The sequence below is a fragment of the Reticulibacter mediterranei genome (genome assembly GCF_016587455.1).
Genome location: NZ_BNJK01000001.1, coordinates 7,041,530 through 7,064,445, shown reverse-complemented (window position 1 = coordinate 7,064,445; position 22,916 = coordinate 7,041,530). Strand labels below are relative to the sequence as shown.

Sequence of the window (22,916 nt, the reverse complement as noted above, 5' to 3'; positions counted from 1 at the left end):
CAAACTCGCTCGCCTCGCAAACGCATCAAGTGGCATCTTAGCAAAGAGCGCAAGATGCGAGAAGTTTTTGGCACTGTTCTATGCTAGATTCTAGTACTGGAAGACTCTCTTTTACGTTTAAAAACGCACCCATACAAGAAAGGACATGAGACGATGGCACATCTTTTCAATTGGGTTGAGATCCCCACCACCGATATGCAACGTGCGAAAAACTTTTACCAGACCCTTCTAGGCGTCGAACAACTCCAAGAGCAGAACATGGAAGATATGCTATATACCTTCCTGCCGATGGAGCCGGGCGAGACGGGGGGCGCACTGGTCCAACATCCGAACTATCAACCCGGTCAGGGCCAGGGCGTGTGCGTCTACCTGGTGGTCAAAGGAGATCTGAATGCAACGCTGGCAAAAGTAGAGGCAGCCGGTGGCAAAGTGGTCATTGCAAAGATGTCTTTAGGCGATATGAGTCCGGGCTACATGGCGCAAATCATCGATAGCGAGAGCAACCGCATTGGCCTCTGGTCTGCTGAATAATCCACCAGAAGGAGTCTTTTGCCTATGGCACCCACAACGAACCCTACAACAGGCAACTACGCATCTGTCAATGGGATCAATCTCTACTATGAAATTCACGGCACTGGCACGCCCTTAATAATGCTTCATGGTGGCTTTGGCACCTTCGAGATGTTCGCTGCCCTCTCTCCCACGCTCATCCAACAGCATCAGGTCATCGGCGTTGATCTGTATGGACATGGACGCACAGCCCTGACAGATCGTCCCCTCCGCTTTGAGCAGATGGCTGATGATATCGCTGGCTTGATAGAGCATCTTGGAATCGCACAGGCCAACGTGATTGGTTACTCTCTTGGCGGTGCTGTGGCTCTCCAGACCGCCATTCGCCATCCAGAACAGGTCAAGAAGCTCGTAGTGATCTCCTCTCCGTTCAAACGGAGCGGATGGCATCCCGAAACTCAAACGGGCATGGCATCGATAGCTCAGGCTCCTGAAGCCTTTCAGGGTACGCCAATGTACGAAGCCTATATGCGCGTTGCCCCGAAGCCGGACGACTTCCCGCGTTTCGTGGCCGAGATGCAGGATGGAATGAGTCAGGACTATGATTGGACGGAGCAGGTGTCTGCGTTGCCTATGCCCACGCTGATTGTCGCAGGTGACTCCGATTCGCTCCCTCCTTCTCATGCAGTCGAGTTTTTCACTCTGTTAGGTGGAGGCAAACAGGATGCAGGCTGGAATGGCGAGCATCTCATTCCATCACAACTCGCCATCTTGCCTGGCACCACCCATTACAACATCGTGTTTCGACCCGATCTTCTCCTCCCTGTTCTCGCGCCCTTCCTTGCTGGCAACAAACCAGCTAATCAACAATAAGAGATTCGGCACTCTAGTTGCGTGCTATAGGGTAGACCATTCATCATACTAATCTGCCTTATAGTACACAAACGAAACTCCTCGTGATACCTCCGTGATAAGAAACCATATCAGAGTGATACTGTTGTGAAATACTTATGATACACTTATAGTAAGATTAATGTGCATCATATCCAAGAACGAACGTGGTTCTTATCAAAGGAGCGAAGCGATGCAACAAGAAACGGTCTACCCAGTTCAATTTTCAGTTGATTACCCCGACCGTCCACTCAATCGGCTCAGTACCTTCTTCCGCATCTTCACTGTCATCCCTATTGCTATCGTATTAGCAACCATCTCGGGAGGAAATTGGCAATGGACCTCGAACAGCAGAACCACAGTCATCACTATCGGCGCTGCTGGTCTGCTGTTTCTTGCTCCACTGCTGATGATCTTGTTCCAGCAAAAGTACCCTCGATGGTGGTTCGACTGGAATCGTGAATTATTGCGCTTCTCAAATCGAGTCACGGTATATACCGCGCTCATGGATGATCGTTATCCCGCCACAGACGAAGAACAATCGGTCCATCTGGACTTCCCCTATCCTGATGCCGCACAAGATTTGAACAGATGGTTGCCGCTGGTCAAGTGGCTACTGGCAATTCCTCATTATGTGGTGCTGTTCTTCCTGGACATTGCGGTCGTTGTAGTAGTCATCGTCGCCTGGTTTGCCATCCTGTTTACCGGACACTATCCCAGAGGGATTTTCGATTTTGTCGAGGGCGTCTTCCGCTGGCACAATCGCGTTCTCGCCTACGCCCTCCTTCTGGTTACAGACCAGTATCCACCGTTCCGCCTGCGGCCATGAAACACATCGCATAACGCTACTCTATCAGGAGACAAATAATGGCGTCCTACTAGATAAGACGCCATTATTGCTGTCCAGGCGCGCGAATTCCGCCTGAGCGCTCCATTGTAAGTCTTCTGTGAATGCCACTGACAGGCCAGCTAACATTCATTGCAAAATGACATTCCACAACCTATACTTCTTTATAATTAACTGATAACGAGATTTGCCAGAACGCTTGTTCTTAGAGAGGTCAGTCTAATATCATGGATATTTCGTCTCTTCACTCCCCACTAGTACGTCGAGCTATCGAAGCGCTCAATGACGAACGACTCGATGATTTTATGGCTTTGTTTGCTCATGATGCGATAGTCGTCGATGGCACAACTTATCACGGGACAAAGGCTATTCGTGCATGGATGCAACGCGAAAATATCGGTGTCCATATGCGAATTCATGTAGTACGCGAGAAGGATACAGAGGGAATGATTGTAGAGGTTCAAGCAGCATCTCAAGGTGGCTATTCCGGACCTGGCACTTTTTCCTTTACTGCTCATAATGGGTTGCTCACCCGCTTGGAGATCAGCTAAAAAGAGAAAAATGCTGCAATCTCCCTGTCTCGCATTCAGAGCAGGCCTGAAGTAGATCAAATCTCGCACTGATCGGGCATTACTTGCCTGGAGAGCAACATTGCACTTTGTTTGACCACTTCCATAAATCGATCTTCTTCTTATTACACCACATCGTCAAGAGATGATAAAATCTCATATGTGGGCAAATTTACTAATAAACACGCGCTCAACCATTTCATTCTTCTACTTCAATATATATTGACAAAGAAAGGCAAACAAGTTTATGACGGCGTCCCGACGCACCATTCATATTCACTGCGATCAGTGGCATCTGGCGTGGGATCACAGCATCTCACCAATCGCCACGATTCGCTCCGGCGAAACCCTCACCTTTGATCTGCTCGATGCTGCGTGTGGACAAATCACAGAAAACAGCACCATCGAGGCAGTTAAGACGCTCGACTTTTCACAGGTCGATCAGGTCAACGGTCCAATCTATGTTGAAGGCGCAGAGCCAGGCGATACGCTTGAGATTGAAATGGTCGATCTACAACCCGCCACGTGGGGATGGACCGCCATTATCCCTGGCTTTGGCTTACTGGCCGATGAATTTAGCGAACCCGCGCTCAAAATCTGGCAACTTGAGGGTGGCGCGAATGGCTGGGGCGAGTTTGCCCCTGGCATTAAGCTCCCCCTTGAGCCTTTTTGTGGCGAGATTGGTCTTGCCCCTGCCGCTTCCGGAGCGCATTCAACCATTCCACCCTATCGTCATGGTGGCAACATGGATACGAAACATCTGACGAAGGGAGCGCACCTTTATTTGCCAGTCGAAGTCACCGGAGCGCTATTCTCTATCGGCGATGGACACGCGGCCCAGGGCGATGGTGAAGTGTGTGGAACGGCCATCGAAACGCCCATGCAGGCTACTCTCCGCCTGACGGTGCGCAAAGATATTCAGGTGCCAGAACCACAGTTCCTCACAGCAGGTCCGCTAACTCCACGCACCAATACCGCTGGCTATTATGCCACCGATGGTATCGGACCCGACCTGATGGAGGCAACGCGCAACGCCATTCGCCATATGATCGACTACCTCCAACGCACCTACCATCTCTCACGCGCTGATGCCTACATGCTTTGTAGCGTGGCCGTTGACTTGAAGCTGTGTGAGGTTGTGGATGCGCCCCACTGGGTGGTCAGCGCCTTCCTACCATTAAGCATTTTCACCAATCCCGCCTAACTCTCCACACAAAGCCAGACAAGCAGAGATTTCGGATATACACCCCGGAATCTCTGCTTGTTGAATGCTTAAAAATAATGATGAACCAAATTGACCCCAAATAGGCCAAACATTTTATGAAGATTTAATTGACAAGGATCTCCTATCTCAGTAGACTCATTCTTGTGAGTTATTTATCATCCAGCCGGCAAAAGGAGATCACCGATGAACTATACAATGCAGATGACCATCAAGGATATGATCCAAAAACTGTCGCGATATGGATTTCAAGAACATACAGAAGCCGCAAGCAAGCAAAACGGGATGAAGTATCTTTGTGCATTCAAACGCATGGGCAGTGATGATGATGTCTTCTACTGCTGTGTAACAATCGATGATGTCTCTGCTCTCCTGACGCTGGTAGAAACGGCGGCTGTACAGGGGCGGCAGGAATAGTCTGGATAGGCGCAATAAAATCGCTAGCAACTATTCCTGCCGCCTCAGACGTGAGAGAAATGTTGGCGTATGACATCTCCCGCCTACGCATTCTCTACCGTCCCTACAAATTGTTCCCGGTCTCCCATCGCTTCCCAATCGCCCTGTAGCTCAAGATCAACGGCCAGATCGATATGCATTTGCTCAAGCACCCGTCGATGAATAAGTGTCAACAGAGCAATTACATCCGTTGCATGCGCACTACCCAGATTCACGAGATAGTTTGCATCAGCCGAAGAGACCTGGACGTTGCCGAGCACCCTTCCTCTCATACCAGCTCGCTCAATCAGGTGGCTAACATCCTGGCCAAAAGGATTTTTGAACAAGGGCCCGGCATGGCACGGCCTTAATTGTTCATGCATAGTTGTATACTGCTTGAGTCGCCGGTGGAGATGTTCTGGATCATCACGATATAAAGTAAGCGCGAGGCGCAAAATGATTTCGCCCGGTTCAATCATGGTGTGCAGAGAAGGCATCAGATGGCCATCTTCGTCAAAAGAGGCACAGCGTTGCACACGAAAACGGCTATGACGATTGCTCAGATCCAGTTCGTCGTGTTCATAGCGGCGCACCATCGGATATGCAATCGTATCTTCCCCATCGGCATTGGCTCCCCGCGCATCCAATACCTCTAACCACTGCAAATGCTGCCCCACATCCTCATTATGCGCCCCCGCGTTGCTGACGATGCCTCCTCCTAATGTTCCTGGAATATCGGCTCCAAACTCCAGACCACCCCAACCCAGCTCCGCCAGTTCATAGGCAAGGCGGGGCCAAGTTATCCCTGCGTCGGCGATGAGCAACCCGCGTCCATTGCCAAGATTTTCAACAGTATAAGAATGTGTGGCGACCTTCGCCACGATACCGCGAACTCCTGCATCGGAAAACAGCACGTTCGAACCATTGCCAATAATAAGAACAGGATAATGCTCCTCCGCACAGGTGTTGACCAGTTGAACCAGCTCTTCCATTGAGTTCAGCAATATCCAGAGATCCGCCGGGCCACCAATACCAAGCGGACTATATTGCGCTAAAGGTTCGTTACGACGCACGCGATCCCGAAAGTGCGTATGTAAGAGCGCATAGGCTTCATCTTGATTGAATGCCATGAGAAGTGCCTCCTGACTATGCAGACAGAAACAAGTACAAACCATGCCACAACCACATCCATCATTCTCTCTCACAATCTAGTAAAGACTATACCTCTCACACATCACAACGACCTATCGGGTTACTCTGCTCACCTCACATTTCAATCACAATGCCTCTTATCTGAACTTTTGTTCCTCATCAAAGAAAAAGACCATCGCACTCGCCGTCTTCCCCTCCATGTGATGCGTCTGTGATAGAACAGGTTCTCTGTGTGACGAAAAAGAGATACCGTCACAGTATGCTATAGCCAGAGAAAAGAAGAAACGAACATCGAGAACAAAGAGACGTTCAAAAAGTTCTTCTTCCATCTCGCACCAAGAGATCTAATTTATAGTCTTTGTTAGAAATGTATCACTCAAGTGTAGCCGCTCTCATTCAGGCATAGTATAAAAAGGAGCAAAACAATGCGTGCCTTCCAATTGCAGCCGAAAGCAGCAACGCAAATTCCCGAACCCCCTATCGCTCGTTTTTTCTTCGCTGACACTCGTATGGCCTGGCTCTGGTTGATCGTTCGTTTGTATGTTGGCTATGAGTGGCTCTCCGCCGGTTTTGAGAAATTGACTGGTTACTCGCTGTTCGGAGAAGCACAAAAAGGTGGTGCCTGGGTATTTTCCGGGCATGATGGCGCGGCAATGGCCGGTTTCGCAACTAACGCGCTGAAGCTGAGTACCGGAGCGCACCCCTCCGTTCAGGGATGGTACGCCTGGTTCTTGCAAAATCTAGTTCTGCCTAACGCCACCGTCTTCTCGTATGCCGTCACCTTTGGTGAAGTGCTGGTCGGTCTTGGCCTGATCGTTGGCTGCTTGACTGGTATCGCGGCCTTCTTCGGTGTCTTTATGAACCTGAACTTCATGCTGGCAGGCGCAGTGAGCATCAACCCGGTTATCGGCGCACTTGCCATCTTCCTGGTTCTGGCCTGGCGTATCGGTGGCTACTGGGGTCTTGACCGCTACGTCCTCCCAATCCTGGGTACACCCTGGACCGGCTCTCTGGCTCGCCCCAAGAAAGCAGCGCTGGCAACTAGCTAACTAACACATCACATCCTTCCACAAAAAGGAGAAAGGAGCAAATCGCTCCCTTCTCCTTTTTCTTTTCCGCTCTTCAAGCATTAACATCATCGCACTCGTGAGCTTAACTTCGCCTATCTTTCCGCTTCAAGAAATACGCCACCGCCAGACCAAGTAGCAAGATCATCGCCAGCAGCGCGAACCAGACGATCAACAGATGCATTGTCGCCTGCGATTTGCTACAGGTTGAGAAGAGGGTGCCGCAGTAGGCAAAGTCATCGACCCCCAATTTGTCGGCGTGCAGGCCAATTGACGAACCCAGGCCGGCTATCGCCCAGCGTGCCGCAAAGATGCCGCCAAAAGCTTGAGCAGCCGGACCATCCAGCGTGAAAACAATCCCCGAGAAGATCACCTGGGGGATCAGCAGGATCGGCACGAAGCTCATCGCTCGATCCGTGTTTGGCGCAAGGGCTGAAACTGCTAAGCCCAGCATTAAGCCTGCCAGCGAGGTGAGCGCCAGCGTAATGTAGACCTCCAGCACCACCGGGAGAAAGATGCCCTGATGAAACGGGATGCCTGCGTTGACGATCAACACCAGGATCGCGCTTTGCAGCAAGCAGAGCAAGCCCAGCACAAAGCATTTCGAGAGCATATAGGGCGCAATACCAAGATTGACTGCACGCTCACGACGATACACCTGTCCCTCTTTGACGACCTCGCGCGCGGCATTAATGCAGCCAAACATCACGGCGGCAAACGACATAATGAACAGCACTTCCTGAGCCGTTACGCCCGAGCTGGGAGCTATCGAGTCCTGCAAGATTTGCTCTTTACTTTTCCCCTCGCTGGCCGCAAATGCCTGGCCCTGGGGCGTATTGAGCAGGTCCACCACCCGCTGACAATCGGTGGAAACAACGGGGCCAGAGGTTGCGGTAATATCCGCTCTCGTCGGACACACAACGATATGGTTGGCGGTGAAAGTATTAGGCCCGGCCATAAACAGCAAAATCACTGCAATGATTGGTGCCTGCAACAGCAGAATCAACAGGTTGCCAGCGTCATTTTTGAGCAATTCCGCATAGCGCAATGAGAGCAATAAAAATTGCTGCCAGAACTTGCCGCGTCGGGGCTGTTTGATCTCCGTCGTGCTCTGCACGGCATCAATATTCTTGTTCGGCCCCCGCTTGAGCGGCTCCAATACATAACGCTGATAATCGGGCGAGGCTTTGAAACGCGCCTCCGCCTCTGCCGGAATATCGGGCCGCTCGTCGGTCGGCTCTAACGCAGTATAAATCTCGGCAAACGACGATTTGCCAAAGAAGGCACGCGCCTGATTGGGCGGTCCATAATAGGCCATACGACCGCCCTGAGCAAGAAAACAGATCGCGTCGCAGACATTAATGTTGCTGGTTGCATGCGTCACCAGAATAACGGTATGCCCCTTATCTGCCAGGCGGCGCAACAACAGCATCATTTTACGATCAAGGCCCGGATCAAGGCCCGATGTTGGCTCATCCAGAAAGAAGAGGCTGGGATTCGCCAGCAACTCTAAGGCAATTGAGACGCGCTTGCGTTGTCCGCCCGAGAGCTTGCTTACTAGCAATTTACGGCGGTGCTTCATCTCCACGTCTTCCAGCACATCGTCAACGCGCTGCTGGATCTGTGCTCTCGTGAAGTCCTCCGGCAACCGCAAACGAGCAGCATAATAGAGGGCGCGCTCGACGGTAAGGTCGCGGTGAACGATGTCGTCTTGCGGCACATAGCCCATCTGCGTGCTAAAAGCGGCCAGGTTGCGATAGTAATCCTGCCCATTGTAGAGAATCGTTCCCTGCTGGGCGGGACGCTGCCCGTTGAGCGCATCCATGAGCGTCGATTTTCCAGCACCCGAACCGCCAACTAGCGCCACAAATGTTCGCGGCGGAACGACCAGCGAGACGTCATTGAGCAACACGACTTTTTTATTGCCGAACTTCTGAATATGGGTCGCATCGATACGAATACCACCGCTCTCGTCCTGCTGCGTCAACTGCGTTCCAGTAAATGTCAGCTTAAATGGTCCAATGCGAATCACATCTCCGGCTTGCAAAAGCTGATTTCTTACCTGTTGCGCGTTGACGTACACATGATTGGTGCTTTCCAGGTCAACGATGCGATAGCCCCTTGCATCACGAACCAGCCGCGCATGATGGCCCGATACCTGGGGATGATTCAGCACCACCTGATTATCTGGCAGCCGTCCCAGCGTAATCATCGCATCATGCAGGGGAATGGGACGAATCTCTGGTAGCGCCTCCTGGGGTGCGCTCGTGCCGTCGTGGAAGGTAAGCGTCACCAGCACGCCGCCCTCATCGCCGATACGAAAGATATCGCCGCGCTGGAGCTGCTTGCGAAACTTCTGATCGCCCGCGATGATCTGTCCCTGATACATCAAACCATTGGCGGTACGTGGTCGCGAAGGATGGGGATGGAGCAAGATTAATTGATCCTCTTCGCGCACAATTTGAACGTGAAAGCTGGAAACCGTCGGCTCATTAATCACAATATCATTGGTGGGATCGCGACCAATTGTAATCACCGGTTTTGTTAACTGATAGGTCTGGCTGGCGCGTCCCGTATTGGTACTGATCTCCAACGATGGCACGCCCTCACCAATTTGATCGAGCGGGAGGGCGATCTGCGTTCCCTTCGGAGCCACGTTTGGAGGCTGCACAGGCAGAGCAACGGCAATTGTCGGCGTATGTGGCGCTGGCTCTGCGACTCGGCCTGTATTGCGAGGAACAGGCTGCATCTGAGAGATAAGGCGAAACGAGGTGTTTGCTCCCAGGCTCACCACATCCTGATCGTGAATGACCGCCTGTTGAATTGCTTTCTGATTAACCAGCAACGTATTATTCGGCGTCAGCTTCTCAATTCGCCATTGACCATCCTGTTGATACTCGATGCGGGCATGCCTGCGCGAAACGGCTTGATCGAGCAACACAATATCGTTGCCCGCATCGCGTCCAATTGTGATGGTCGGAGCATAAATGGGAAACGTTTGTCCGGCAAGCGGTCCGGTAAGGATCTGAAGCGAACCCGCTTGATTGTTTCTCTCCATAATAATTTCTCTTCTTCATGAAGATAGATAGCAAGAGATCGAGCAAATACGAGCGCATGTATTTTTGCGTCTCTTACCCATTAAGCTTTTCGTTGCTACTAAACTACTCCTGGAGAGAACAAATTACAAGCGTAACATTACCCATTTTTGGCAAAAAACAACCCCGCAATACGCGGGGCTGTTTCACAGGCGAAGCAACTACTTCGCCTTTTTCACTGCTGCATCATTGCCGCGTGCCAGGGCTGTAAAAATGCCTATGGCTGCAAAACTGGCGCAGACGAGCAGAGAGGCGCGGAAACCGCCCACGAAGGTATTTTGCACACTACTCATCGCCAGTGCTGAGAGATGGTGTGCTTGTGGCGACGAGAGCAGCGTCCCGGCTGCTGCACCACCTAACGCGGCAAAGACAGTACCAGTAAGCGCTACACTGATGCTCTGCCCAACAACACGTCCCGTCGCCAGCAGTCCTGACGCCTCTCCCTGAGCCTCCTGTGGGGCTGCGCCCATCATAGTGCGGGTATTCGGCGATTGGAATAGCCCCTGACCGATACCGATCACAGCAAGCCGCCAGATAATATCCCAGGTCGAACTCTGAGCGTTGATCTGGCTGAGCAGAGCTAAGCCAATACATGCAAGAGCGAGACCGATAGGAGAGAGCCAGCGCGAACCAAAACGATCTGCCAGCGTGCCGCTTAAAGGGGCGACAATAGCCAGCATCAACGGCAACGGAGTGAGTAACAGGCCGGTCTCAACTGTAGAAAAGCCGCGCAATTCCTGAAAATAGAACGGCAGCAGAAAACCGGGCGCAAACAGAGCCATCATACAGAGAATAAAGCTCACATTGGCAAACGCGAATATACGATTCGTAACTAACCCTGGATTGACAATGGGATGTTCAACATGGGTCTCAACAAAGACCGCCACCGCCAGCATCACGATTCCCACTGCAAAAGAAACCAGCGCTCCGGTAGAGAGCCAGCCCCATTCCTGGCCAAACGAAAGGCCCAGAGTCAGCGCCGCCAGACCAATCGCCAGCGTGATCGCGCCCACTGGATCGAAGCGTCCGCGTTGCCCCTGCGGTGGACGCTGTTCTCGATAGAAGTACCAGCCAGCGAGGAGCACAAGCAGACAAATGGGAACATTGACATAAAAGATCCAGCGCCATGTCAGATACTGTGTAATGATCCCGCCAATGGTTGGACCGGTCGCTACACCCAGCGAAACGACAACGGCATTCAGGCCTAGAGCCAATCCGCGCTCATTCTTTGGGAAACTGCTTGTAATCATCGCAATGTTGACGGCGAAGATCAGCGCTCCTCCAATCCCTTGAAACAGGCGAGCAATAATGAGCAGCAAGAGAGATGGTGCCAGCCCACAAAGCATCGATCCCAGAATAAAAATGACCAGTCCCAGCATAAAAATCGGCTTGCGGCCAAGCATATCGGCGAGGCGTCCAAAAGTGAGAAGAGACGCAGCAATCACTACAAGATACCCAATAATAATCCACTCGGTCGCGCCGCTGATCCCAGCATGGAACGTGCTGGCGATGCTTGGCAGGCCAATATTGACAATCGAGCCATCAAGCGTGGTCATAAAGCTCGCCGATGCCGCCAATGCCAGGATTACCCACTTGTTCATCTGTCGCTGCGACTCGTCCGCACGTACAGCTGACGGGCTGACAACTTGACCGTTTTCTTCAGAGAAAATAGTTGCGGAATTCATACTCATCGACTCAAATCTACCATAAATTTTCTTCCCTGGTTTTTTCTCCATCATATCCTCTCTAACCATTGCAGAACGCCTCTCAATACCTTCTCCTCACCTTGCCAACAGCCCTATTTTTAGTATAAATTCTTCAATATACATATGTCCAATACATAATTACTGCGAGATTAATAGATAGAAACTATCAGAGGAAAGATATCAACATGGAGCTACGTCATTTACGCTATTTCGTTGTTGTCGCAGAAGAATTGCACTTTGGCAGAGCGGCAACGCGGCTCTCCATTGTGCAACCATCGCTGAGTCAGCAGATCCGGCAACTTGAGGACGAACTGGGCTTCCCTCTTCTGAGGCGAACGAAGCGCTCCGTAGAACTGACCGACGCGGGCAAAGTATTTCTGACGGAAGCGCAAGATGTGCTTGCCAGAGTACGCAATGCGAAACATGCCGCGCAACGGGCCTATCGCGGCGAAGTGGGCCGTCTGGTCATTGGCTACATCAGTTCTAGCGCCTTCGACCTGCTCCCCATCATGCTCTCTACCTATCGCGAGCGCTTCCCGCATGTCGAGGTGGCTTTGCGCGAAATGACGACGCAAGAGCAGATGCGCGCATTAGAAGAGAACCAGATCCAGATCGGCCTGCTCCGTCTGCCCATCAGCGCTCCCTGGTTGGATATCGAAGTGATACGGCGCGAACCAATCGTCTGCGTACTGCCAGAGGGACACCCACTCGCACACCAGGAACGCATCGTCCTACCGCAGCTGGCCTCGGAGCCATTCGTGCTGCAATCAAGACAACTCGGCGGTGGCTACCACACTCAACTGATGAAGCTCTGTATCAGCGCAGGCTTTACCCCAACGTCATTCAGGAAGTCACCGAGACCTATGCAATTGTCAGCCTTGTTGCCGCTGGTATAGGAATCTCGCTGGTTCCTCTCTCCACCCGCAATATTCGCAGTCAAGGGGTTGTGTATCGCGAACTGGATGGAATAACGGCGCTCACGGAGATTGCCCTGGCCTGGCAACGCCACGCACATTCAGCGATCATCGAAAACTTCCTGAGCACAGCCAGAGAAACCACGACAGACCCGTCTTGATGACATAAGATAGCTCATTGCACACCATAATAAAACAAACGTGAGAGGCCGCGCGACCACTCCAAAAATCTATTGACTATTCAATTGAAATATGGTATCTCTAAATAAAGAGAAGCTACTACGTCGCTGTAGATTAGTCCGATGTTCAAAGAAGATCCAGGTGACGATGAGCACAACTCCTATTCGCGATACCCGTCGCAAAGAAATCATTGCTGCCGCGCTTGACCTCTTCAGCCGTAAAGGCTATCGAGGCACAACCATGCCCGACATCGCGCAGGCAGCTGGCATCAGTACTGGCCTCATCTACTATATTTTTCCCAGTAAAGAAGATATTTTGCTCGCCTGTTGTGAGGATACCGCGACCATCACGCGCGAGGTTCTCAAGCGAGCACGCGAAATTGCCGATCCGCTCGAACGTTTCGATACCATTGTCCGCGAACTGTACACCATCACGGATAACACATCGAAACAGCTCATCATTCTCTACAGAGATATTTCGCTGCTTCAGAGAGAGTCGCGCCAACGCATCCTTGATCCGATGAAACGGCTCGACGACTATCTTGTTGCGCTCTTTGAAGAAGGGCAACGCGCTGGCGTTTTCACAAAGGACATCCCGCAACCACGCGTGCTGGCAGCAAACGTGCAAAGTCTTGGACATCAATGGGCTTTGCAAAAGACCTGGCACTTTGCCCCGGAGATCGATCTCGAAACCTACATCGCGGCCCAACTTGAGTATTTCCATGCGCAATTGTTGCAAAAGTCCGCAGATCGCTCTGCATCCGATACACCAACAACCGATTAGGGAAGCCGTCCGATGAGCAACAGTTTTTCGGGCTTAATCCCATCTATACGTTGAACAGGACATCCATAAAACAGGATACCCTGGTATCGCTGCGCCCTGCAATTATTGATGTAACACTTTATATGCTTATATATCGAGCATTCACTGTTACTTACCATGTTTTGCAGAAGCCTTCGGATATATTTACTGTCGCCATTTCACAGGCAATAGGAGGAACCGCTATGGATTTTCGTTTAACCGATGAGCAGCGCATGGTGAAAGAGACGGTCCGTGCATTCGTCACGCGAGAATTGATGCCTCTGGAAGGTGAGGTTCTCCGCAACGAGCGCGAGGGACAGCCCGGCATCACACGAGAACAGTTGCGCCAGTTACAACTGAAGGCAAAAGAGCTGGGCTTCTGGGGCATCAATACGCCGGAAGAGTATGGTGGGGCCAATCTCGGACCTGTGATGATGGCAATCGTTGCGATGGAACTGGCGCGTACATTCGTTCCCTTCACCTTTGGCGGCAACGCTGATAATATTCTCTACCGGTGCAACGAAGAGCAGAAGCAGCGCTACCTGCTCCCCACCATCAATGGCGAGCGGCGTTCCTGTTTCGCATTAACGGAACCAGGAGCCGGTTCGGATGCGGCCAATATCAAGATGCCAGCGGTCAAGGATGGCAAGTATTGGGTGCTGAACGGCGAGAAGGTCTTCATCACCAACGGCAACGAGGCAGATTTCGCGATGGTCTTTGCCGTCACAGACAGGGAGAAAGGCGCGCATGGTGGAGTGACCTGCTTCCTGGTGGACCGCGAAATGGGCTGGCGTTCCAGCTATATCCCCACAATGGGCGAATGGGGACCGGCCTCGCTCTATTTCGACAACGTGCGCGTTCCAGAAGAAAACATTCTGGGAGAACTCAATGGCGGCTTCAACCTGGGCATGCAGTGGATCGGTGCCGGACGCTGGGCCATCGCAGCACGCGCCGTTGGAGCCGCTGAGCGCATGTTGCAAATGGCAATCGACTACTCAAAAACGCGCGTCACTTTCGGCCAGCCCATTGCGCAACGACAGGCAATTCAATGGATGATTGCTGACTCAGAGGTAGAGATTGAGGCGACGCGCTGGCTGGCCCTCCATGCCGCGTGGCTCTCCGAGCAGGGACAGGACACACGCCACGCCGCCGCCATTGCCAAGCTCTACGGATCAAATATGGCCAACCACGTGGCTGATCGCGTACTCCAGATTCACGGCGGCATGGGCTACACCAAAGAACTGCCCATTGAGCGCTGGTATCGCGAAGTGCGTCTGTGGCGCATCTTTGAAGGGACCGACGAAATTCAGCGCTTCATCATCTCCCGCGACCTGTTACGAGGCTATGTAAGAATCGGGGAGATGCTCTGATGGGACGCGCTCCAAAAGCTGCAATCGTGGGCGTGGCCGAGTCTGATCTCGGTCGCACGCCTGATAAAACGGTGCTGCAACTTCAGGCACAGGCGGCCAGAGCCGCTCTCGACGATGCCGGGCTGCACATTCAGGACGTGGAGGCGCTCTTCTGTGCCGGGAACTGGGCCTGGTCGCCAAATTTGATGCTGGCCGAATACCTGGGCATCCAGCCCAAATATACCGATACCACCAATATTGGCGGATCTTCGTTTGAAGCTCATATCGGCCACGCGCTGGCAGGCATCGAAGCAGGTCTCTTCGATATCGCGCTCATCACCTATGGCAGCACCCAGCGCTCCGACCGGGGGAGAGGACGTGGACACCCATCCTACCGCCTCACAGAACAGTACGAGGGTCCATTCGGGCTACCCACACCGGTTGGTGCCTATGCACTGGCGGCCATGCGCCATATGTTTGAGTATGGCACCACTGGCGAACAATTGGCAGAGGTGGCTGTTGCGACAAGAAAGTGGGCCGCGCTCAACGAGAAAGCCATGATGCGCGATCCTATCACCATCGAGGATGTACTCAACTCGCGCATGATCGCCTCGCCGCTGCATCTGCTGGATTGTTGCCTCGTCACTGATGGTGGCGGCGCGGTGGTCGTTACCTCGGCCACACGCGCGGCTCACACCCGGAAAGCACCTATCTGGATACTTGGGCACGGTGAATCACACACCCACAACACAATCAGCAATATGCCCGATCTCGCAACACATAGAGCCGCCATTGCCTCGGGACAGGCAGCATTTGCAATGGCTGGTTTGACACCGGCAGAGATAGATGTGGTGGAGATCTATGATTCGTTCACAATCACTGTGCTGCTCACCTTAGAAGCGCTCGGCTTCTGCGGACGCGGCGAGGGCGGCGCTTTTGTGAGCGGACAACGAACCGCGCCTGGCGGTCCCTTCCCGCTCAACACCAATGGCGGCGGATTGTCGTACTGCCACCCCGGGATGTATGGTATCTTTCTGCTGATCGAGGCTACTCGCCAACTGCGCGGAGAATGTGGGGCACGACAGGTTGAAGGCACGCGGCTGGCCCTGGCACACGGAACAGGTGGGGTACTCTCATCAGCGGCCACCGTGATTCTTGGAAAGGAGTGAGCGCCATGCCTGCACAGTTGCCACAATTCGTGATCGATAGCGACTCGCGGCCATACTGGGAAGGACTGGCACTGGGCGAACTCCGCATCCAGCGCTGCGATGCCTGTTCCCACCATGTGTTCTATCCGCGTGCCATCTGCCCACACTGCTCTTCAGAGCGGCTATCGTGGATTACAGCAACAGGCAAAGGCACGATCTATTCATATACCGTTGCCCATCAAGCATTCGGTCCCTTTGCCGACGAGGTGCCTTTCGTCGTTGCCATTGTCGAGCTTGAAGAGGGCGTGCGCATGATGACGCGTATCGTTGACGCGCCTCCTGAGCGGGTACATATTGGCGCGACGGTGCATGTCACGTTTGCAGCTATCAACGAGGAAATTACCCTTCCATACTTCCAATTGACCATGTAGGCAGGACACGCTAGACATAGAAAGTGCGCATAAAGGTACTGGAGCATGTCTGATAAAGACCGTATCACACCGGAACAGCTTCACAGATTTCTACGTCCGAGGAGCATCGTTCTGGTTGGAGCTACAGATAACTCTCGCTGGTCCATCTCTACCTTCGAGAATCTGCAACGTTTCGAGTTTTCGGGACCGATCTATCTGGTCAATCCTAAGCGTGCTATCGTGCATGGTCAGCCAGCTGTGTCATCACTGCGAGACTTACCCGAACCAGCCGATCTCGCCTTCGTGATGGTTCCAACGCAACACGTCTTCTCGGTTGTTGAAGAAGCGGCGGAGATGGGTACAAAGCACTTTGTGATACTGACAGCCGGGTATCGCGAGGTGGGAGAGGCAGGAGCGCAGCTTGAGCTGGAGCTACTCACATTCGCACAGGAGCGAGGTTTGACGCTGCTTGGTCCGAACGGCAATGGCTTTATCAACGTCACGGATCGCATCACGCCCTATGGCCTCGCCATCTCACCTCCACTCGTCTCAGGTCCAGTCAGCGTGGTCCTACAGAGCGGTGCGTTGGCGAGTGCCGTTCTCTCCTTTGCTCAAGCCCATGCCATCGGGTTGAGTCTGCTTGTCTCAATGGGCAACGAAAGCATGATCTCTACCACCGACGTTGTAGATTATCTCATCGAAGACGATGCAACACACGCCATCGCTCTCTTTCTGGAAAGCATTCGCCACCCGGAGGAGCTACGCCGCGTCGCAAACAAAGCCCGTGAGCGCCGCAAACCCATCATCGCACTCAAAATCGGTCGCAGCGAGATGAGTACACGCACAGCCCTGGCACATACAGGTGCGCTCGTGGGCAACGATGCCATCAACGATGCAGCGTTCAAGCAACTGGGGATTGTGCGTGTAGAGTCGCTCGAAGACCTGCTCCTCACGGCTGGTCTGGCTGGCTATCATCGCTCGCTGCCTGGTCGTCGCATGGGTGTGGTGACGCCCTCCGGCGGCGCATGCGATATCATTTCGGATCTCGCCCAGGATGAAGGGATCGTCCTACCAGAGTTTGCGCCGCAGACGGTGGAGCGCTTACAAGAGATCCTGCCGCCCTTCTCAACGGCCCACAATCCGCTCGATGTCACCGGCTATATTGTCGTTGATGGCACGCTACAGGCACGCTCGCTCGATGTGGTGATCAATGATCCCAACATCGACTTTATCCTCTTTTTGACCAGCCTTGATGGGCGGCGTCAGCTAGAGCCGTCCGCTCTGGCAAATCTGCTGGGACAATACGATCAGCTCGCCGAGACGATCAAGGCGGCATGTATGCCGGTTGTGCTGGTCTCCAACACTTGCATCGATCTTACTCCCACCGGGCAGGCCGTCGTAGAGCGAACTGGGCTACACGTCGTCGCTGGCATGAAACATGGAGTCCATGCCATCGGTCGCCTGCTCTGGTGGTCTGAGCAGCTCAACACGTCCGTCCCGGACAATCAGGCCGTCTCGCAACTCGCCGCTCCTGCAATCACATATCCGCGTCGTGGCAACTGGTCAGAGGCTAAAGTGCGGCTGTTGTTGCAGGAAGCCGGTATTCTGGTGGTTCCCGGTAGCCTTGCAACCTCCCCGGAAGAGGCAGTACAGGCTGCACACGCACTTGGTTTTCCGGTCGCGCTCAAAATCCAGTCAGCGGCGCTCCCACATAAAAGCGACGTTGGGGGTGTTGCGCTCAATGTGGCAAACGAACAGGCTGTACACGCTGGCTTCACGACGATGATGGAGCGCGTGCAGGCACAACATCCTGACGTCCACATTGAGGGGATACTTGTAAGCACAATGCGGCCTCCCGGTACGGAGCTACTTGTGGGCATCGTACGTGATCCACTCTGGGGGCCAGTTCTCACGCTCGGGCTTGGCGGCATCTGGACCGAGGCGCTCAGGGATACCGCTATCCGCATCCTCCCCGTTGAGCATGAAGATATCCGCAATATGCTCAGAGAGTTGCGCGGTGCAACGCTGCTGCTTGGTGGTCGCGGACACACACCCGTCGATCTCCCCGCACTCGTCGATGTCATCTATCACATTAGCACACTGGCCCTGAGCCTCGGCCCAGATCTTAACACGCTGGAAATCAATCCGCTCCTGATCGGCACAGCAGGCATCGAAGTGCTTGATGTATTGCTGAGCTGGCATGCTCAGGAGCTTCTCTAATTTTGGATAAGTACTATAAGAAATGGAGGACAGACGATTATGGGCAAACATGATAATCGCGTCGCTTTTGTCACCGGAGCTGGCAGAGGCATTGGAGCCGCGACCGCGACACGGCTGGCAGAAGAGGGCGCGCGCGTCGTACTCGCCGATATCGATACCGACAACTGCAAACAGGTGGCGGCAGAACTGGAACGCCAGAACGCGCAGGCTCTCGTCGTCTCCTGCAACGTCGCCGACAAAGCCTCAGTGGAGGCAGCTGTCCAGCAAGCCGTTGATCACTTTGGGCGACTGGATATCCTGGTGAACAATGCCGGAGTGCTCCGCGACAACCTGCTCTTTAAGATGAGCGACGATGATTGGGAGACGGTCATCAATGTCCATCTACGCGGTGCCTTTCTCTGTAGCCGGGCCGCACAGACGCATATGGTCAAACAAAAGTTCGGGCGCATCATCTCGCTATCTTCCACCTCAGCGCTAGGTAATCGTGGACAGGCCAATTACTCGACTGTAAAAGCCGGACTGCAAGGTCTGACGCGCACGCTGGCAATCGAGCTAGGCCCATTTGGAATCACCACCAACGCCGTTGCTCCCGGCTTTATCGATACGGAGATGACGCGCGCCACTTCGCGGCGTCTGGGCTTTGATCCCCAGGAGCGCATTGAGGCCGCCTCAAAAGTTATCCCGGTCCGGCGTGTCGGGCAGCCACGCGACGTTGCCAACGTCATCAATTTCCTCGCCTCAGATGACGCAAGCTTCGTCAACGGCCAGATTATTTATGTATCGGGTGGCCCTGCCGGAACCTAAGCTGCATTTTTGATTAGACGTGCAAGGAGCAACAATATGTTTGATAAAAGCAAGATCGGCCATAGCTTTGCACCTTTCACGGTGGAGGTGTATCGCAACAAAATTCACGAGCTGACCGCCGCGATAGGCGACAACAACCCCGTCTATCACAGTCGGGAAGCGGCTCAGGCAGCAGGGTTTCCCGATGTGCCAATGTCGCCAACGACGCCCACAATATTCAACTTCTGGGGTGCCAGGCAGCGTGAAGGGAACAGCCTGGCAAGCCTGGGCATCGATGTAAAGCGTATCCTGCATGGTGAGGAAGAGTACGAGTATCTCGCTCCGATCTATCCCGATGATCGTTTAATGGGCGTCACAACGGTTGTTGATGGCAAAACTCGCGTGGGCAAAGATGGCCTCTCGATGGATATCATCACGACCGAGACGAACTATACCAACCAGCACAACCAGCCAGTGCTGAAAACCAGATCGACGGTGATTGTTCGCGAGCTGCCCTCTGAGAAAGCAAAGGAGCCGGATGCATGACCACGCAAACGCAAAAAACGCTCTACGCCGAGGATGTGCACGCCGGTGACGAACTGCCCCCGCTCGTCAAAGATGCGATCACGCACCTGCAACTAGTCCGCTACGCAGGCGCTTCCGGCGACTTCAACCCGCTGCATACCGATCCCAAAGTTGGTGAAATAATCGGCACCGGCGGCATTATCGCGCACGGCATGCTGATTATGGGCTTTGTCGGGCAACTATTAAGCAACTATCTCGGGCCGGGAGCGCTCCGTAAATTCAATGTGCGCTTCAAAGGAATGACTCGCCTGGGCGATATCATTACCTGCACCGGGAAAGTCACTGAGAAATACGAAGTTGATGGTGAAACACGTATTGTCGGCACGGTGCAGGCAGCCGACCAGAACAGTGATGTAAAGGTCAGTGGCACCTTCACAGCAGCATTGCCGCGACGCGAAGCATAAACCTGCACCATAGTTAAACAGGGATGGCGTATATGCCATCCCTGCACCACTATTGCACCAAGAGAGATCATTTGCAGGGATGCTTCCCCCGCTTGCCCCCCCTTTCCAGCAGTACGTTGTTGTACGCACAAAATAACAGGAGGATTCGGATGAGTACCATCTACACCAGCTTCAGGCAGCGCAGCCTTGAACACTATCCCTCCAACGCCTATCGTATCTGGTATCTCGCTCTTGCGGTTATCGCAACCATCATCCTGTATTACGAATCGTATATCCTGCCCTCAGTTGCTCCTCTCGTCCTACAAGAGTTCAAACTCTCCGTCTCATCGTATTCGCTTATTGTCCTGGTCAGCAATGCACTTGGCGCTTTCGCCGCCATCTTCGGTAGCCTGTCGGACCGCATCGGTCGCAGCAATCTGATCATTTATGGCTTGCTGGTGACAGGCATTGGAACGCTGGCAATCGCGCTGGCAAATTCGCTGTGGCCCTTCCTGATCCTCATCTGGGTTCTGGGATTTATTGAGGGCATTATCCTGGTCGTGACGCCCGCGCTTGTACGCGACTTCTCGCCACGCTTTGGACGAGCGCTGGCGATGGGTTTCTGGACGGTGGGACCAGTCGGCGGCAGTGTCCTGGCAACAGGAGTCGCCAGCCAGACGCTTCAAGTCCAGGGCACGTGGCAATCTCAGTATATTATTGCTGGCATTGTGGGGCTGGTCATCTTTCTGCTTTGCTTCTTCTCCATGCGCGAACTCTCGCCCGGCCTACGAGATCAGGTCATGAACACATTACAAGAGAAGGAGCTTATCGAAGAGCGTGCAGGCAGCATCGATGTCGAAGCAGCGACGCAACGCCCCTGGAAACAAATATTGCACCATCGCCTGATTCTCAGCGCCCTCGGCATTAGCCTTTACTTGCTGATGTATTATGCCGCCGTTGCCTTCTTCCCAACCTATCTCAACAGCATCTTTCAGTTCTCGCTGGCCGAAGCAAACGGACTGGTCAGCATCTTCTGGATCGTTAATGTTGTCGCCGCTATCGTCATTGGTTTTATCTCCGACCGCACGCTGATCCGCAAACCCTAATGCTGGCTGGAGCCATTGCCACAATTATCGTCACGCTCCTTTTTATCAGCCGCATCGGTGTTCCAACAGCGGCCTCGCTGATGGCGATCTTCCTCAGTCTGTTCGGAATCACTCTGGCCGTTGGCTATGTTACCTGGATGGCTGCCTATACCGAAACCGTTGAGGATATCAATCCCGCACTCGTCGGCACTGGCCTGGCGCTTCAGGGAGCAATCTTGCGTCTGATAGTTGTGCTTTCCACCCTCGCCTTCTCGTTCGTCGTGCGCGACCAGCACAATGGGCTGCAATGGGCAACATGGTGGTGGGTCTGCATTGCCGGGCTGATTGTCTTCATCCCAACTATCTTTGTCGCCTCCGGTTCATGGAAGCCAACCTCCATACATGCAGCCATAATCAAGCAAGAACAGGGCTGATAGCAACAGCGCGGTCCTTGACTCCCTTTTGATCCCTTTTTCAGATCAGGAGGGTCAAAGACCGCGCAATGGTGAGAGCAGGATACTATTTTCTAAGCATGCCTGGCAATCAAAGATTTTAACGCATTCCAATGCTGATCCGAGTCGTTGCCAGAAGACATAGTATCGTAATAGCTGTACCAGAAAATGATCTGTGGTCGCGAATGCAGCAACGTCTCAGACAGCATATACTTCATCTGGTCTGTCGTAGGATAGGACGTACCGGGTATATCATAGTTGCTATAACTAAATGCCTGCAACACAATCGCGCCGCCGTGTTTGTGCGCGTCCGCGTATGCCTGCACGCCAGCGGCAACTTCGCCCGCGCGATCAAGCGCGGGATAACTGGGCGAATAGTCCCTGATGGGATAGAAATCGGTACCGATCACATCGGCAGTATCATAAAACGGACTGTTACCGTGCCATGTAGCAACAGTTCGCCCAGAGCTATCGATAAACAGGCGAGGATGTACGGGATCGAGTTGATGGACCACATCGGACAGCTTCGTTTTTAGCGCGTCGTGATTCTCTGGCTCGACCTCATCGCCAATATAATACCCCCACAACGCCGGGTGATCTTTTACCAGTTTGACTACATACGCAAGAAAACCGCTGTTGTCCGTGCAATTGCAGGTCTTAGCCAGATCGGGATAGGTTGAGCGCAGATCTTTTCCCTCATAAAAGGCGGGAGCTTTGAGCGGGAAAATCACTTTCATGCCGACCGATTGCGCGCGATCAAGGTAGGCTTTTTGAAAACTAGCGTCTCCGTAGATCTCGCCGTAGTTAATCACCAGTTTAAATCCTGCCGCCGCCATCGAGTCGAGGTGGGCAAGGCAATCACTACTCGCGCTTGTCTTGGGACTGCAACTTTCGTAAATGCCATACCCATCCGTTGGCCCGGTTGCGTTTGTCACCGGCAGATTGACCGGCACAAATGGAAGCCTGCCAGAGCGTATCTGTGCAACATACGTTCTTAATAGCGGGGCCAAAACGATCACTGCAAGCACGACCACAACCAGAAAGAGAGAGCCAACCAGTATGAATGCACCTTTACGCTTCATTGCGAGCGAGCCTCCATTCGCACCTGGCGA

General features: G+C 53.2%; 21 protein-coding genes and 1 pseudogene. 18 read left to right on the top strand and 4 right to left on the bottom strand.

Annotated features, from left to right (window positions below; all coding sequences use genetic code 11):
- Positions 1-153: 153 nt before the first annotated feature.
- The 6 genes from K3T83_RS30540 (at position 154) to K3T83_RS30515 (ending at position 4,456) form a co-directional block, all read left to right on the top strand.
- Positions 154-531, top strand: a complete 378-nt coding sequence (locus tag K3T83_RS30540) for a VOC family protein (protein ID WP_220206698.1) — start codon at positions 154-156, stop codon at positions 529-531.
- A 24-nt stretch (positions 532-555) separates the two neighbouring features.
- Positions 556-1,383 carry an alpha/beta fold hydrolase gene (locus K3T83_RS30535; RefSeq protein WP_220206697.1) on the top strand — a complete coding sequence of 276 codons (828 nt, stop codon included), beginning with the start codon at positions 556-558 and terminating at the stop codon, positions 1,381-1,383.
- 211 nt (positions 1,384-1,594) lie between these two features.
- Positions 1,595-2,230 (top strand): DUF4389 domain-containing protein, encoded by a 636-nt coding sequence (locus K3T83_RS30530; RefSeq protein ID WP_220206696.1) that lies wholly within the window; start codon positions 1,595-1,597, stop codon positions 2,228-2,230.
- A 245-nt stretch (positions 2,231-2,475) separates the two neighbouring features.
- Positions 2,476-2,799 carry a nuclear transport factor 2 family protein gene (locus tag K3T83_RS30525; protein WP_220206695.1) on the top strand — a complete coding sequence of 108 codons (324 nt, stop codon included), beginning with the start codon at positions 2,476-2,478 and terminating at the stop codon, positions 2,797-2,799.
- A gap of 265 nt (positions 2,800-3,064) precedes the next feature.
- Positions 3,065-4,021 (top strand): acetamidase/formamidase family protein, encoded by a 957-nt coding sequence (locus K3T83_RS30520; RefSeq protein WP_220206694.1) that lies wholly within the window; start codon positions 3,065-3,067, stop codon positions 4,019-4,021.
- A gap of 204 nt (positions 4,022-4,225) precedes the next feature.
- The gene (locus K3T83_RS30515) at positions 4,226-4,456 is read left to right on the top strand and encodes a hypothetical protein (protein ID WP_220206693.1); all 231 of its coding nucleotides are present in this window, start codon (positions 4,226-4,228) and stop codon (positions 4,454-4,456) included.
- A gap of 83 nt (positions 4,457-4,539) precedes the next feature.
- On the opposite strand, the gene K3T83_RS30510 is transcribed toward K3T83_RS30515, so the two are convergent.
- Entirely contained in the window at positions 4,540-5,604 is a 1,065-nt protein-coding gene (locus K3T83_RS30510; protein WP_220206692.1) for a UDP-N-acetylmuramate dehydrogenase, read from the bottom strand.
- A gap of 447 nt (positions 5,605-6,051) precedes the next feature.
- On the opposite strand from K3T83_RS30510, the gene K3T83_RS30505 reads away from it, so the two are divergent.
- A complete protein-coding gene (locus K3T83_RS30505; RefSeq protein ID WP_220206691.1) occupies positions 6,052-6,675 on the top strand; it encodes a DoxX family membrane protein in 624 nt (207 codons plus the stop codon).
- A gap of 103 nt (positions 6,676-6,778) precedes the next feature.
- Here the strand turns inward: K3T83_RS30505 and K3T83_RS30500 are convergent, their stop codons facing one another.
- Positions 6,779-9,751 carry an FHA domain-containing protein gene (locus tag K3T83_RS30500; RefSeq protein WP_220206690.1) on the bottom strand — a complete coding sequence of 991 codons (2,973 nt, stop codon included), beginning with the start codon at positions 9,749-9,751 and terminating at the stop codon, positions 6,779-6,781.
- Positions 9,752-9,949: 198 nt separating this feature from the next.
- Complete coding sequence (locus tag K3T83_RS30495) at positions 9,950-11,479, bottom strand: MFS transporter (RefSeq protein ID WP_220206689.1); 1,530 nt, start codon at positions 11,477-11,479, stop codon at positions 9,950-9,952.
- A 200-nt stretch (positions 11,480-11,679) separates the two neighbouring features.
- Between K3T83_RS30495 and K3T83_RS30490 the strand changes: the two are divergent.
- The 11 genes and pseudogenes from K3T83_RS30490 to K3T83_RS30440 all read left to right on the top strand — a co-directional run bounded on the left by K3T83_RS30490 (position 11,680) and on the right by K3T83_RS30440 (position 21,786).
- A pseudogene (locus tag K3T83_RS30490) lies at positions 11,680-12,569 on the top strand (LysR family transcriptional regulator).
- Between the two features lie 166 nt (positions 12,570-12,735).
- A complete protein-coding gene (locus tag K3T83_RS30485; protein ID WP_220206688.1) occupies positions 12,736-13,371 on the top strand; it encodes a TetR/AcrR family transcriptional regulator in 636 nt (211 codons plus the stop codon).
- Between the two features lie 221 nt (positions 13,372-13,592).
- Positions 13,593-14,759: an acyl-CoA dehydrogenase family protein gene (locus K3T83_RS30480; protein ID WP_220206687.1), complete on the top strand. Its 1,167-nt coding sequence runs from the start codon at positions 13,593-13,595 to the stop codon at positions 14,757-14,759.
- On the top strand, positions 14,759-15,907 hold the full coding sequence (locus K3T83_RS30475) for an acetyl-CoA acetyltransferase (protein ID WP_220206686.1): 1,149 nt from the start codon (positions 14,759-14,761) through the stop codon (positions 15,905-15,907). Before K3T83_RS30480 ends, K3T83_RS30475 begins: the two co-directional genes overlap by 1 nt.
- Positions 15,908-15,912: 5 nt before the next feature.
- Positions 15,913-16,317, top strand: coding sequence for a Zn-ribbon domain-containing OB-fold protein (locus K3T83_RS30470; RefSeq protein ID WP_220206685.1), 405 nt, complete (start codon positions 15,913-15,915; stop codon positions 16,315-16,317).
- Positions 16,318-16,362: 45 nt separating this feature from the next.
- On the top strand, positions 16,363-18,516 hold the full coding sequence (locus tag K3T83_RS30465; RefSeq protein ID WP_220206684.1) for an acetate--CoA ligase family protein: 2,154 nt from the start codon (positions 16,363-16,365) through the stop codon (positions 18,514-18,516).
- 39 nt (positions 18,517-18,555) lie between these two features.
- On the top strand, positions 18,556-19,320 hold the full coding sequence (locus K3T83_RS30460) for an SDR family NAD(P)-dependent oxidoreductase (RefSeq protein ID WP_220206683.1): 765 nt from the start codon (positions 18,556-18,558) through the stop codon (positions 19,318-19,320).
- 36 nt (positions 19,321-19,356) lie between these two features.
- Positions 19,357-19,845, top strand: a complete 489-nt coding sequence (locus tag K3T83_RS30455; RefSeq protein WP_220206682.1) for an FAS1-like dehydratase domain-containing protein — start codon at positions 19,357-19,359, stop codon at positions 19,843-19,845.
- Positions 19,842-20,288, top strand: a complete 447-nt coding sequence (locus K3T83_RS30450) for a MaoC/PaaZ C-terminal domain-containing protein (RefSeq protein ID WP_220206681.1) — start codon at positions 19,842-19,844, stop codon at positions 20,286-20,288. The genes K3T83_RS30455 and K3T83_RS30450 overlap by 4 nt, the downstream gene beginning before the upstream one ends.
- Before the next feature lie 149 nt (positions 20,289-20,437).
- Positions 20,438-21,373 (top strand): MFS transporter, encoded by a 936-nt coding sequence (locus K3T83_RS30445; protein WP_220206680.1) that lies wholly within the window; start codon positions 20,438-20,440, stop codon positions 21,371-21,373.
- The gene (locus K3T83_RS30440; RefSeq protein ID WP_220206679.1) at positions 21,373-21,786 is read left to right on the top strand and encodes a hypothetical protein; all 414 of its coding nucleotides are present in this window, start codon (positions 21,373-21,375) and stop codon (positions 21,784-21,786) included. The genes K3T83_RS30445 and K3T83_RS30440 overlap by 1 nt, the downstream gene beginning before the upstream one ends.
- A gap of 92 nt (positions 21,787-21,878) precedes the next feature.
- On the opposite strand, the gene K3T83_RS30435 is transcribed toward K3T83_RS30440, so the two are convergent.
- On the bottom strand, positions 21,879-22,886 hold the full coding sequence (locus K3T83_RS30435) for a hypothetical protein (protein WP_220206678.1): 1,008 nt from the start codon (positions 22,884-22,886) through the stop codon (positions 21,879-21,881).
- Between the last annotated feature and the right edge of the window lie 30 nt (positions 22,887-22,916).

Excerpts from the sequence above, each read along its gene's own strand:
- K3T83_RS30540 (WP_220206698.1), top strand. The coding sequence starts at position 154 with ATGGCACATCTTTTCAATTGGGTTGAGATCCCCACCACCGATATGCAA.
- K3T83_RS30535 (WP_220206697.1), top strand. The coding sequence starts at position 556 with ATGGCACCCACAACGAACCCTACAACAGGCAACTACGCATCTGTCAAT.
- K3T83_RS30530 (WP_220206696.1), top strand. The coding sequence starts at position 1,595 with ATGCAACAAGAAACGGTCTACCCAGTTCAATTTTCAGTTGATTACCCC.
- K3T83_RS30525 (WP_220206695.1), top strand. The coding sequence starts at position 2,476 with ATGGATATTTCGTCTCTTCACTCCCCACTAGTACGTCGAGCTATCGAA.
- K3T83_RS30520 (WP_220206694.1), top strand. The coding sequence starts at position 3,065 with ATGACGGCGTCCCGACGCACCATTCATATTCACTGCGATCAGTGGCAT.
- K3T83_RS30515 (WP_220206693.1), top strand. The coding sequence starts at position 4,226 with ATGAACTATACAATGCAGATGACCATCAAGGATATGATCCAAAAACTG.
- K3T83_RS30510 (WP_220206692.1), bottom strand. The coding sequence starts at position 5,604 with ATGGCATTCAATCAAGATGAAGCCTATGCGCTCTTACATACGCACTTT.
- K3T83_RS30505 (WP_220206691.1), top strand. The coding sequence starts at position 6,052 with ATGCGTGCCTTCCAATTGCAGCCGAAAGCAGCAACGCAAATTCCCGAA.
- K3T83_RS30500 (WP_220206690.1), bottom strand. The coding sequence starts at position 9,751 with ATGGAGAGAAACAATCAAGCGGGTTCGCTTCAGATCCTTACCGGACCG.
- K3T83_RS30495 (WP_220206689.1), bottom strand. The coding sequence starts at position 11,479 with ATGAGTATGAATTCCGCAACTATTTTCTCTGAAGAAAACGGTCAAGTT.
- K3T83_RS30485 (WP_220206688.1), top strand. The coding sequence starts at position 12,736 with ATGAGCACAACTCCTATTCGCGATACCCGTCGCAAAGAAATCATTGCT.
- K3T83_RS30480 (WP_220206687.1), top strand. The coding sequence starts at position 13,593 with ATGGATTTTCGTTTAACCGATGAGCAGCGCATGGTGAAAGAGACGGTC.
- K3T83_RS30475 (WP_220206686.1), top strand. The coding sequence starts at position 14,759 with ATGGGACGCGCTCCAAAAGCTGCAATCGTGGGCGTGGCCGAGTCTGAT.
- K3T83_RS30470 (WP_220206685.1), top strand. The coding sequence starts at position 15,913 with ATGCCTGCACAGTTGCCACAATTCGTGATCGATAGCGACTCGCGGCCA.
- K3T83_RS30465 (WP_220206684.1), top strand. The coding sequence starts at position 16,363 with ATGTCTGATAAAGACCGTATCACACCGGAACAGCTTCACAGATTTCTA.
- K3T83_RS30460 (WP_220206683.1), top strand. The coding sequence starts at position 18,556 with ATGGGCAAACATGATAATCGCGTCGCTTTTGTCACCGGAGCTGGCAGA.
- K3T83_RS30455 (WP_220206682.1), top strand. The coding sequence starts at position 19,357 with ATGTTTGATAAAAGCAAGATCGGCCATAGCTTTGCACCTTTCACGGTG.
- K3T83_RS30450 (WP_220206681.1), top strand. The coding sequence starts at position 19,842 with ATGACCACGCAAACGCAAAAAACGCTCTACGCCGAGGATGTGCACGCC.
- K3T83_RS30445 (WP_220206680.1), top strand. The coding sequence starts at position 20,438 with ATGAGTACCATCTACACCAGCTTCAGGCAGCGCAGCCTTGAACACTAT.
- K3T83_RS30440 (WP_220206679.1), top strand. The coding sequence starts at position 21,373 with ATGCTGGCTGGAGCCATTGCCACAATTATCGTCACGCTCCTTTTTATC.
- K3T83_RS30435 (WP_220206678.1), bottom strand. The coding sequence starts at position 22,886 with ATGAAGCGTAAAGGTGCATTCATACTGGTTGGCTCTCTCTTTCTGGTT.